13 protein-coding genes are annotated in these 10176 nt (G+C 62.6%); 4 read left to right on the top strand and 9 right to left on the bottom strand.

The features are described 5' to 3' along the window. Positions 1 to 171: 171 nt before the first annotated feature. On the top strand, positions 172 to 783 hold the full coding sequence (locus tag NKI38_RS17445) for a LysE family translocator (RefSeq protein ID WP_352659472.1): 612 nt from the start codon (positions 172 to 174) through the stop codon (positions 781 to 783). A gap of 124 nt (positions 784 to 907) precedes the next feature. Here the strand turns inward: NKI38_RS17445 and NKI38_RS17440 are convergent, their stop codons facing one another. From NKI38_RS17440 to NKI38_RS17420, 5 genes are all read right to left on the bottom strand, one after another. Then, positions 908 to 1186 carry a hypothetical protein gene (locus NKI38_RS17440; protein WP_352659471.1) on the bottom strand — a complete coding sequence of 93 codons (279 nt, stop codon included), beginning with the start codon at positions 1184 to 1186 and terminating at the stop codon, positions 908 to 910. Between the two features lie 219 nt (positions 1187 to 1405). Then, positions 1406 to 1792 (bottom strand): nuclear transport factor 2 family protein, encoded by a 387-nt coding sequence (locus tag NKI38_RS17435; RefSeq protein ID WP_352659470.1) that lies wholly within the window; start codon positions 1790 to 1792, stop codon positions 1406 to 1408. 17 nt (positions 1793 to 1809) lie between these two features. Further along, entirely contained in the window at positions 1810 to 2256 is a 447-nt protein-coding gene (locus NKI38_RS17430; RefSeq protein WP_352659469.1) for an OsmC family protein, read from the bottom strand. Between the two features lie 34 nt (positions 2257 to 2290). Beyond that, positions 2291 to 3118 carry a zinc-dependent alcohol dehydrogenase family protein gene (locus NKI38_RS17425; protein WP_352659468.1) on the bottom strand — a complete coding sequence of 276 codons (828 nt, stop codon included), beginning with the start codon at positions 3116 to 3118 and terminating at the stop codon, positions 2291 to 2293. 5 nt (positions 3119 to 3123) lie between these two features. Continuing rightward, positions 3124 to 3300 (bottom strand): hypothetical protein, encoded by a 177-nt coding sequence (locus tag NKI38_RS17420; RefSeq protein WP_352659467.1) that lies wholly within the window; start codon positions 3298 to 3300, stop codon positions 3124 to 3126. A gap of 98 nt (positions 3301 to 3398) precedes the next feature. Between NKI38_RS17420 and NKI38_RS17415 the strand changes: the two genes are divergently transcribed. Further along, positions 3399 to 4007, top strand: a complete 609-nt coding sequence (locus NKI38_RS17415; protein ID WP_352659466.1) for a TetR/AcrR family transcriptional regulator — start codon at positions 3399 to 3401, stop codon at positions 4005 to 4007. Between the two features lie 169 nt (positions 4008 to 4176). Here NKI38_RS17415 and groL read toward each other — a convergent pair whose 3' ends face one another. The 3 genes from groL to NKI38_RS17400 form a co-directional block, all read right to left on the bottom strand. Beyond that, positions 4177 to 5832 carry a chaperonin GroEL gene (gene groL / locus NKI38_RS17410; RefSeq protein ID WP_352659465.1) on the bottom strand — a complete coding sequence of 552 codons (1656 nt, stop codon included), beginning with the start codon at positions 5830 to 5832 and terminating at the stop codon, positions 4177 to 4179. Positions 5833 to 5903: 71 nt separating this feature from the next. Continuing rightward, positions 5904 to 6200, bottom strand: coding sequence for a co-chaperone GroES (gene groES / locus NKI38_RS17405; RefSeq protein ID WP_006203049.1), 297 nt, complete (start codon positions 6198 to 6200; stop codon positions 5904 to 5906). A 184-nt stretch (positions 6201 to 6384) separates the two neighbouring features. Next, a complete protein-coding gene (locus NKI38_RS17400; protein ID WP_352659464.1) occupies positions 6385 to 7182 on the bottom strand; it encodes a class I SAM-dependent methyltransferase in 798 nt (265 codons plus the stop codon). A gap of 86 nt (positions 7183 to 7268) precedes the next feature. Between NKI38_RS17400 and NKI38_RS17395 the strand changes: the two genes are divergently transcribed. Beyond that, complete coding sequence (locus tag NKI38_RS17395; protein WP_352659463.1) at positions 7269 to 8120, top strand: ATP-grasp domain-containing protein; 852 nt, start codon at positions 7269 to 7271, stop codon at positions 8118 to 8120. A 43-nt stretch (positions 8121 to 8163) separates the two neighbouring features. Here NKI38_RS17395 and NKI38_RS17390 read toward each other — a convergent pair whose 3' ends face one another. Beyond that, positions 8164 to 8796 (bottom strand): TetR/AcrR family transcriptional regulator, encoded by a 633-nt coding sequence (locus tag NKI38_RS17390; protein WP_352659462.1) that lies wholly within the window; start codon positions 8794 to 8796, stop codon positions 8164 to 8166. Between the two features lie 125 nt (positions 8797 to 8921). Here NKI38_RS17390 and NKI38_RS17385 point away from each other — a divergent pair, with 125 nt between their 5' ends. Continuing rightward, positions 8922 to 10109 carry an MFS transporter gene (locus NKI38_RS17385; RefSeq protein ID WP_352659461.1) on the top strand — a complete coding sequence of 396 codons (1188 nt, stop codon included), beginning with the start codon at positions 8922 to 8924 and terminating at the stop codon, positions 10107 to 10109. Positions 10110 to 10176: the final 67 nt, after the last annotated feature.

The following is a 10176-nucleotide window of genomic DNA, read 5'->3' as shown; positions in this document are numbered from 1 at the left end:
GGCGCGACATCGAGGGCTCCGCAAATCACGAAGCCCCTCATGAATCACATTCGCATCCCATACGCACCTCCCGTTAACCCGAAGCGATTGCCCTGCATTAAGCCCACCGCCGCTTGTGCGCCATTGTCCGTCCCGATATCTTCCGCGCGGGGCAGGGCACCGGAGGATTACATGAGCATCGAATTTCTGTTGACGTCGCTGATCGTCGTGGCTTCGCCCGGCACCGGCGTTCTCTACACGCTGAGCGCCGGCCTTTCGCGCGGCGCGCGGGCCTCGATCATCGCCGCCTTCGGCTGCACGCTCGGCATCATCCCGCATATGGCCGCCGCCATCACCGGCCTGGCGGCGCTGCTGCACACCAGCGCGGTCGCCTTCGAGACGCTGAAATATCTCGGCGTCGCCTACCTGCTCTACATGGCCTGGAACACGCTGAAGGAAAAGGGTGGCCTCAGCGTCGAACAGGATGTGGCGCCGCGCTCGACCGGCAAGGTGATTGCCACCGGCATCCTCGTCAACGTGCTCAACCCAAAACTGTCGATCTTCTTCTTCGCCTTCCTGCCGCAATTCGTCAGCACCACCGAGCCCAACGCTCTGTCGAAGATGCTGGAGCTCAGCTCCGTCTTCATGCTTTTGACCTTCGTGGTTTTCGTCGGCTACGGCATCTTCGCAGCCTCGATCCGCAGCCATGTCGTGTCGCGGCCAATGGTGCTGACCTGGATGCGCCGAACCTTCGCCGGCGCCTTCGTCATGCTCGGCGCAAAGCTGGCGCTGGCCGACCGGTAGAACCCGGTTCACGGGTCGTGTCGTCTCCGCGCAAAATCCCTGCCCAGACGGCCATGCCCAGACGGCGAGAAGGCGAGCCCAGGGGGCCCGCCTTCATCTGCTCTTCAGCCTCGGGCGGGGACAATCACTTGTTGGCGCCGCCGAGAGCCTTCAGTTTTTCGCAGAACGGTGCGTATGGTTTGCTCATCGCGGCGTCCTGGCATTCCTTCATCATCATGGCCTGATCGTCCTTGGACATCGCTGCCCAAGCGGCCTTCATTTCATCGTCGGATTTCATCGTCTTCATGCTCGAATCGGTGAAGAACGGTTCCATCATCTTGGGCGAGTCGAGCGCCCCGGCAAGCGCCGTGCCGCTGAAGATAGCCAATGCGAGTGCTCCAAGGCAGGCGGTTCTGATGTTCATCACACGAGTCCTCCCTAATGGTCTTCTCGATCGTCGAATGGCGGTCGTGCTGGATTCTAGCACAGGCCGAAATACCTTAGGAGTTACTCATATGGCTGTGGTCGGGCGTCCTCGTGCGTCAATTGGATTAGCGGAGGCTTGCCGACGCATGGAGCCGACCTGTTGCGCCGCACCTTCGGTGCCAAGCTTGCGCTGGCGGATCGGTAGCGCCTGCCGGCACTACCCCTTCACATAACCCTTGGCCTCGACGATGCGGCCGGCCGCCACACGCATCAAATTGACACCACGCAGCGAGTTGCCGTCTGCCATGCAGTAGCGCCAGCTGATCGTCGCCCGGTCGCCAGCGACGAAGGTCTCTTCGAGGTGGAAGCGCGTGCCGGGTCCGGTCGCGATCGCCGACCACAGTTCGATGCAGGCGGCCTTGCCGGCGTGGCGGGCACCGTCCGGCGCCGGCGTAGTGTTCTCGATCACGCAGTCTTCCGCCACCAGCCCGTCCAGTGCCGACGGGTCGTGGCGCTGGAACACGTCGTTGAAGCGACGCATGATCTCGGCCGTTTCGGCGGAGCGCCGAGCCGTGGCGTGGTCGATGATGACTTCCTGTGTCATTGCATTGCTCCTTCCTTTCAGTGATCGGTAGCGGTCTGGACGAGGCTCGCTTTCAGCGTGATCTGGGTCACGCCGGCCAGCGCCCGCGAGACGAGGCAAGTTGTCTTCGCGGACTGTGCCAGCCGCTCGAAGTCTTCCCCGGCCAGCCCGGCGACGCTGGCCTCTGTCTCTAGCTCGATTTGGGTGATCGTCGGCCCGGCCGCGGTGGCGCCGAGATGCACCTTCGCCACGGTGCGAATGCTGTCGGGGATATGGCCTTCCCGGCCCAGTATGGCACTCAGGGCCATCGAGAAGCAGCCGGCATGCGCTGCGGCGATCAGCTCTTCCGGATTGGTGCCCGGACCGTTCTCGAAACGCGACGGGAAGGAGTAGGCGCCTTCGAAGACGCCGCTGCCGAGCCGCAGCCTGCCCGAGCCCTCTTTCAGGGTCCCTTGCCACTCGGCCGATGCTTCTCGAATCGTCATTGTCCTTCTCCCTTGGTTTGAGGAATCGATGGGGTCAGGCGCCGTCGACGACCACCTTCCCGAAGACGTCGCCTTGCTGGAAATAGCGGTAGGCATCGCCGGCCTCGGTGAAGGCAAAGACCTTGTCGATGACGGGCCGCAGGCGGTGCTGTGAGACAGCGCGCAGCATGGCTTCGAGATTGGTCCGGTTGCCGACGAAGAGGCGGCTGATGGTGGCGAGGCTGCGCTGGTAGAGTGCCGCCGGCAGCTGAATCGATCCGCCTTTCGCATCCTGTAGAGTCAGCAGCACGATGTGCCCGTAAAGCGTGCTGGCGATCAGCGATTGCGCGAAAGTCGTCGGACCACCGGTCTCGACGACGAGATCGATGCCGCCGGTCTGGTCGCGGACGGTCGCACCCCATTGCGGCATATCCGATGTCGAAATCACCAGGTCCGCGCCCAGCGCCCGTAGCCTGTCGGCTTTCTCGCCGCGCGAGGTGACGGCGGCGACGCGGCAGCCGAGTAGCTTGGCGAACTGCAGTGCAAAGAGCGCGACGCCGCCCGAGCCGATGATCAGAACCCATTGGCCGGGCTTTCGAATTTGAGCGCCCGTCACGGCATTCCAGGCGGTCAGGCCAGCGCAGGTCAGTGTCGCCGCCTCATGCCAATCGAGATGATCGGGCAAGCGCACCGCCCATTGTTCGTCGAGAACGGCATATTCGGTCAGCATGCCGTCCAGCGTGCAGCCAAGTTGGTCGATGAGTCCGGCATTGATGCGGCCGTCGATCCAGCGCGCGAAATAGCTGCCGGTGACACGGTCGCCGACGGCAAAGCGGGTGACGGCAACGCCGACGGCGACGACTTCACCGGCCCCGTCGCTCAACGGAACTACCCTTGGCGCGGCTGCAGCGGATAGGTGCCGTTGAGGATCATCGTGTCGCGCCGGTTGAGTGAGGTGGCGCGAACGCGCACCACGACCTCATGCGGTTTTGGCTCGGGCCGCGCCTCATCGCGCATCACCAGGCATTCGGTTCCGCCGAATCCTTCAAGTCGATAGGTCTGCATTCGGACGCCTCGAATATATAGACTGATCTACATATTATGTAGACCGATTGTCATATTCGACGCAAGGCCTATAATGCTCACTGCTGACAGAGGTTGACATGGCGAACGACACCCGTACCCGCATACTTGAGACGACGGGACTGCTGCTGCGGCAACGTGGCTACCATGGCACCTCGCTCAACGACATCTTGAGCGCCAGCGGCGCGCCGCGCGGTTCGCTCTACTTCCATTTTCCCGGCGGCAAGGACCAACTGGTCATCGAGGTGACGCGTGCCAGCGTCGCCGATGTGACGGCGCGGTTGGGCGAGGCGCTTGCCGCGGAGCGCGATCCGGCGGTGGCCGTCCATCATATCTACCAGTCGGTCGGGCGCATGCTGGAGGACAATCAGTTTTCGCTCGGCTGTCCGATCGCGCCTGTCGTGCTGGATGCGCCGACCGACGTGCCGGAACTGGCGGATTTGTGCCGTTCGGCCTTCGAGCAGTGGATAGGCCTGCTGCGGGACGCCTTCGTCAGGGCAGGGGTGGCCGAACGCCGCGCCCACGCTTTGGCGCTGCTGGTCGAATCGTCGCTGGAAGGGCTGATGGTCATCGCCCGCGCCACCCGCGACCGCGCCCCGGTACAGGCCGTGGCCGACGAGGTCGCGGCGCTGATCGAAGCCGCGGTGCTGGCCGGAGAGGTACGGCAGCGCGCGGATGCCGCCATCTAGATTGGCCTCCAAGCTTGAGCCGTTCGACCTCAAAAACAAAAAGGGCGCCTTTCGGCGCCCTTTCCGTAGCTGAAAGCTGATGGAAGCGTGGATTAGAAATCCATGCCGCCACTCAAGCCCGCTTTCGGGCTTGAGCAATGTTAGTTCATGGGCGTGCTTTATGGATTTCTTAGAAATCCATACCGCCCATGCCGCCCATGCCGCCGCCGCCCATGCCGCCAGGCATGCCGCCGCCAGCCGACTCCTTCTTCGGAGCCTCCGCGATCATGGCTTCGGTGGTGACCAGCAGGCCGGCGACCGAGGCCGCGTCCTGGAGAGCCGTGCGAACGACCTTGACCGGATCGACGATACCCATGGCGATCATGTCGCCATATTCGCCGGTCTGGGCGTTGTAGCCGAAGGTCGCGCCCTTGTTCTCAAGGATCTTGCCGGCAACGATCGATGCTTCCGCACCGGCGTTGGCCGCGATCTGGCGGGCCGGAGCCTGCAGCGCACGACGAACGATGTTGATGCCAGCGGCCTGGTCGGCATTGACGCCGGTGGCCTTGATGTTGGCCGAAGCGCGCAGCAGGGCAACGCCACCGCCAGCAACGATGCCTTCTTCCACGGCCGCGCGGGTCGCGTTGAGGGCGTCATCGACGCGGTCCTTCTTTTCCTTGACTTCGACTTCCGTCGCACCGCCGACGCGGATCACCGCAACGCCGCCCGCCAGCTTGGCGAGACGTTCCTGCAGCTTCTCCTTGTCGTAGTCCGAAGTGGTCTCTTCGATCTGCTGCTTGATCTGGGCAACGCGGCCCTGGATCTCGGCCTTCTTGCCGGCGCCGTCGACGATGGTGGTGTTCTCCTTGGAGATCGACACCTTCTTGGCGCGGCCGAGCATGTTGAGGCCAACGTTCTCGAGCTTGATGCCGAGGTCTTCCGAGATGACCTGTCCACCGGTGAGGATGGCGATGTCTTCCAGCATGGCCTTGCGGCGATCACCGAAGCCCGGCGCCTTGACGGCGGCGATCTTCAGGCCGCCACGCAGCTTGTTGACGACCAGCGTGGCCAGGGCCTCGCCTTCGACGTCTTCCGAGATGATGAGCAGCGGCTTCGAGGTCTGCACGACGGCTTCGAGAACCGGCAGCATGGCCTGGAGGTTGGACAGCTTCTTCTCGTGCAGGAGGATGTAGACGTCCTCAAGCTCGGCAACCATCTTGTCGGCGTTGGTGACGAAGTAGGGCGAGAGATAGCCGCGGTCGAACTGCATGCCTTCGACGACTTCGAGTTCGGTCTCGGCGGTCTTGGCTTCCTCAACCGTGATGACGCCTTCGTTGCCGACCTTCTGCATCGCTTCCGCGATCATCTTGCCGACCGACTCGTCGCCATTGGCCGAGATCGTGCCGACCTGGGCAACTTCCTCGGAGGTCTTGATCTTCTTGGCAGCCTTGCCGAGAGCCGAGACGACTTCGATCACGGCCAGGTCGATGCCGCGCTTCAGGTCCATCGGGTTCATGCCGGCGGCAACCGCCTTGTGGCCTTCCTGGACGATCGACTGCGCCAGAACGGTCGCGGTCGTGGTGCCGTCGCCGGCGATGTCGTTGGTCTTCGAAGCAACTTCGCGGACCATCTGCGCGCCCATGTTCTCGAACTTGTCTTCAAGTTCGATTTCCTTGGCGACGGTGACGCCGTCCTTGGTGATGCGCGGGGCGCCGAACGACTTGTCGATGACGACGTTGCGGCCCTTGGGGCCGAGCGTGACCTTCACCGCGTCGGCGAGGATGTTGACGCCGCGCAGCATGCGCTCGCGGGCATCACGGGAAAATTTTACGTCTTTGGCAGCCATTTTTAGCTCCTGGCAGGGGCTTTGATTGAGCCCGGGGATTCAGGGGATTCAGTTGACGGAAAGGCCGATATTCAGCCGATGATGCCCATGATGTCGGATTCCTTCATGATCAGAAGGTCTTCGCCATTGAGCTTGACTTCGGTGCCCGACCACTTGCCGAACAGGATGCGGTCGCCAGCCTTGACGTCCAGGGGGACCAGCTTGCCAGCTTCGTCGCGAGCGCCGGAACCGACAGCGATGATCTCGCCTTCCTGCGGCTTTTCCTTTGCCGTGTCCGGGATGATGATCCCGCCGGCGGTCTTGGATTCGGATTCGACCCGGCGAACGACCACGCGGTCATGAAGCGGGCGGAACTTCGACTTTGCCATTTTTTCTTCCTCGATGAGAACGGTGAGAAACAGTTCCTCCGTCCGGCGACGCCGGACATATGAGTTAGCACTCACCAATAGCGAGTGCTAACGTGGCGCTGAAATAGGCTGGCGGCTCGCCGGAGTCAAGGCGCTCGGAGCCATGAATTGCTCGATCGAAGCCCTGCCGCGCCCGACAATGAACTTACCTGCGCCTTGGTGATCCAAGCACCAGAAGCGGGCACCGTTCCGCCAGCGGGTACGAGCCGCTCGGCACGACACGCACGTCGCCGAAACAGCCGCTCGCCTCATCGATCAGCATGGCCAGCGTCGCGAAGCAATAAGTCGTTTCGGAACCTGCATAGACATCGATGGTGTTGATGGAGGCCATGCTCCATCCCGTGTTCGCGGCAAGGGCTGTGCGGTCGGGAAAGTTCTTGTCAAAAGCATCGCGGATTGCCTGCACCTTTATGGCGCGGTCGCAATCGTTCGTCGTACACGCCATTGCTATGCGCCATTTGAGGGCGTGGAAATTCCCGACCTCGCCGGCCAAGGCTTGGGCCTCGATGCTGCGCAAATCGTCAAACGTCTCCGGGCCGGCGAAAACGCGGATCGCTACCTGCCCCCGCGGCCTCAGGACTCTGGCGATCTCGCTCAACAGGGCGCGGCGAGAGCGTGCGGAATCGACGACGGTCAAGCAACCGTCACCAATGACTGCGTCGAGGCTGGCGTTGCCGATTGGAAGGTCCAGCCAATTCCCGGTCATCGCTCTGCGACAGGCGTCGTCGCCCGGCCACACGCCGGAAACCATTGCAGCGGATCCATCGACCGCCAGCATCGTCCGGCCCAGGCCCGCCAGCTCTGGAGTAACGCCCAACAGCAGAACATCGGCCTCGTCCAGATCGAGCTCGCGCTTGACAATGCCAACTGTTTCCGGCGGCGGCCGCAACGGCGCGTCCAGTAGCTGCCAGTGCCGATGATAATTGTCCCAATGATCTGTCATGCAAATTCGCCGGAGGCTAAGAAAGTCTGGCGCCGAATGCTCATAGCCGCTTAATAGAAGTGGGGATGAAGCCAAGGAGGTTAGCTGTGTCGCGCATCGTTGTCATAACGCATGAGCATGACCGGTTTCTGGGCAAGCGCAACCTCCTGCTGCGCAGGGACAGCCCTTATTTGCTTTTCGATATTCTTGGGAAACTGAAAAGGCGTGGCCATTCGGTCCGGGTTCAACAAGGTCCGTCGAAGGCACACAGCGCCGACATCGCGGTTCTGCACGTTGATGCCACGGTGACGTCCGCGGACTATGTCGACTGTGCACGGAGTTTTCCATTCTGTCTCAATCTGGGGGCGTCCGACATATCCAAGCGACGGGTCAGTGGAGCGTTGATAGTCGACGGCGATTCCTGGCAAGGCCCGGTCATCGTCAAAAGCGACCTCAACAACCAGGGTATTCCGGAGACGCTCCTCAACCGGCGATCGAAGCGCGCGGGGAAACCGCCGCCTTTTCCGCACATGCAGACCCTGCCGCCCTATCAGATCTACGGATCTCTCGGCGACGTTCCAGATGGCGTCTTCGAGCGCGATGATCTGGTCGTGGAAAAGTTCATTCCAGAAAGAGAACCCGACGGCTTCGCGGCACGCTTCTGGGTGTTTTGCGGAGAGCGCGAGCGTTGCACCCGCTATATATCGCCAAACCGCCTGGTCAAGGCATCGGAAACGATCCGACGTGAGCCCGTTCCCGTTCCTGACGAAATGCGCGAGCGGCGACGTGAGCTAGGCTTTGACTACGGGAAGTTCGATTTCGTCATTCATGAGGGCCGGGCCATCCTCCTCGATGCCAACAACACCCCGGGCCGTCCCAAAAACCTCGTGAAGATGTTCGCTGCCGGCGCTTCCGATCTGGCCGACGGCTTCGAGAGCCTCATCCATCGGGCGAGATAGGCCGATAGCTGGCCGAGATCGTCGTCGCGCCGTCCCCCCTGAGTCAGTCGTTAAAAAACAGGCCCAGCTGCGTGTGAATGATCGAACGATAATCTTCGATCGTGCGGCGGCTTTCTGCTTCGCCCTCGGCGAGCGCCAGGCGCACCACGCCGCCGGCGAGCTGGAAGATCAGCAGAACCATGCGTTCGAACTGCTCGCGCTTCTCGGGCCCGAGCAGAGTGATGACGTGGTCGCAGAACATCCTGGCTTGATGTCGGGTTTCGGCGATGTCGAGATTCTTGAGCGCCTTGTCGGCCTGGATGGCGTTCTGTAGATCCTGGATGGCCGGATCGCCGGCGACGCGGCTGAGATAGTCGTCAAGCAGCCGGTCGGCGGCGGTGATCACGTCCTTGGCTTCGCGGATGTCGGCGATGATCGCCGTCAGCCGTGCACGGCTGACCTCTGAAAACCGCTCGTAGAGCATCGCCAGGATCGCCGATTTGTTGGGAAAATAATGGTAGACGGTGGCGATCGGCCCACCCGCCAGCATGCCGACTTCCTTCATGGTGACGGCGTCGATGCCCTTCTCGCCGATCAGCCGCATGGTCGTCGACAGGATCGCATCGATGCGTTCGCGGCTGCGTTCCTGCTTGGGCCTGCGCCTGGGCTCGGTGGCTGTTCTCTTCACTTCCGTCATGCACCGATCTTTCGCACGGTTTCCAGATTCCGGTTGACAAGAAATATGATCAAGTATCAGTTTCTAGAAATGCTGACAGGTTGTCAGTTTTTTCGCCGCGCGGCAAGGACGTTGGGGAGGCGCCTTTGACTTCGACAAATGCCGGGCACTCGGGCAATGGCGACTGGCTGGTCGGCAATCCGACAGGTTGGCAGCTTGCCTCGGCTCTGTGGATCGGTTCGGTCGGCCTGCTCATCCTCGGCCTGCAGCCCGTGTTGCTCGGCGCGCTCTACACCGAGGGCCATGTCAGCGGCGATGAACTGGCGCTGGTCGCGACCGCCGAGATGATCGCCATTGCCATCGGTTCTGCTGTCGTGGCGATGCTGCTTTCGGCGCACAAGATGCGCTGGAAAAGTGCGACCCTCCTGCTGCTGCTGGCGCTGGCCAATGTGTGGACGGCCTATGCCGCAACCGCCAACACGCTGATCGCGGCCCGCGCCCTGGCCGGCCTTGCCGAGGGCGGTCTGGTCGCGGTCGCCACCGAATTGATCGCCCGTTCGCGGCGCGCCGAGCGCATCGGCGGCTATTTCGTCACCATGCAGACGCTGGCGCAATGCGCGCTTGCCCTGTTGCTGGCGCTCTATGTCATCCCGGCAGCCGGATCGGCAGGCGGCTTCATCGTTCTTGCCGTCGTCTGTGTCGCGTCGCTGGCGGTGGCCGTCACCGTCCCCGGGGACTATGCCGATCTCCCGAAAGAAGAAAACCTGGCCAATGTGCTGACGGTGCCTTCGCTCACCGCACTGCTGTCGGTGTTCTGCTACTTCATGTTCTTCGGCGCGGTCTGGGCCTTTCTGGAACCGCTTGGCGCACAATACGGCATCGATGGCCGCACTGTCGGCCTGATCGTCTCGGCGAGCCTCGCGGCGCAGGTCCTGGGCGCGATGACAGCAACCGTCTTCGAGGCGCGCATCGATTATCGCTTGGCCATCGCGGCGATCGGCGCCGTCGCACTTGTCAGCTCGCTGATCCTCGCCAGCGGGCCCGGCCTCACGACATTCTGGATAGCCGCTCTGGTCATGGGCTTCATCCTCTTGTTCATCGTGCCCTACCAGATCCGGCTGGCGATCACCGCCGACGAGACGCGCACCGCCGTGCTCTTGGTGCCGGCAGCCCAGCTGTTCGGCCTGGCGATCGGACCGATCGCCGCGTCGCTGTTGATCGACGGCAAGGATTTCCGGCCGGTGGCGGAATTCGCCGCCGCCAGCGCCGTTGCCAGCGTGCTTTTGCTCGGTCTGTTCATCCTGGTGACGCGGCGTCGCCGCGCCAGATCATGATCCCGAAAAGTGGAGGCCGGTTTTCGGTAGAGATCATGATCCAACAAAAAGCCTGAGCGGGGGCGCC

Source organism: Mesorhizobium sp. M0621, from assembly GCF_040320745.1.
Classification (GTDB): Bacteria; Pseudomonadota; Alphaproteobacteria; order Rhizobiales; family Rhizobiaceae; genus Mesorhizobium.
Note: the sequence above shows the minus strand (reverse complement) of the source record. Positions and strands in the feature narration are given on the sequence as shown.

Bases quoted from the DNA above. Each gene is read 5' to 3' on its own strand.
- NKI38_RS17445 (WP_352659472.1), top strand. From the start codon at position 172: ATGAGCATCGAATTTCTGTTGACGTCGCTGATCGTCGTGGCTTCGCCC.
- NKI38_RS17440 (WP_352659471.1), bottom strand. From the start codon at position 1,186: ATGAACATCAGAACCGCCTGCCTTGGAGCACTCGCATTGGCTATCTTC.
- NKI38_RS17435 (WP_352659470.1), bottom strand. From the start codon at position 1,792: ATGACACAGGAAGTCATCATCGACCACGCCACGGCTCGGCGCTCCGCC.
- NKI38_RS17430 (WP_352659469.1), bottom strand. From the start codon at position 2,256: ATGACGATTCGAGAAGCATCGGCCGAGTGGCAAGGGACCCTGAAAGAG.
- NKI38_RS17420 (WP_352659467.1), bottom strand. From the start codon at position 3,300: ATGCAGACCTATCGACTTGAAGGATTCGGCGGAACCGAATGCCTGGTG.
- NKI38_RS17415 (WP_352659466.1), top strand. From the start codon at position 3,399: ATGGCGAACGACACCCGTACCCGCATACTTGAGACGACGGGACTGCTG.
- groL (WP_352659465.1), bottom strand. From the start codon at position 5,832: ATGGCTGCCAAAGACGTAAAATTTTCCCGTGATGCCCGCGAGCGCATG.
- groES (WP_006203049.1), bottom strand. From the start codon at position 6,200: ATGGCAAAGTCGAAGTTCCGCCCGCTTCATGACCGCGTGGTCGTTCGC.
- NKI38_RS17400 (WP_352659464.1), bottom strand. From the start codon at position 7,182: ATGACAGATCATTGGGACAATTATCATCGGCACTGGCAGCTACTGGAC.
- NKI38_RS17390 (WP_352659462.1), bottom strand. From the start codon at position 8,796: ATGACGGAAGTGAAGAGAACAGCCACCGAGCCCAGGCGCAGGCCCAAG.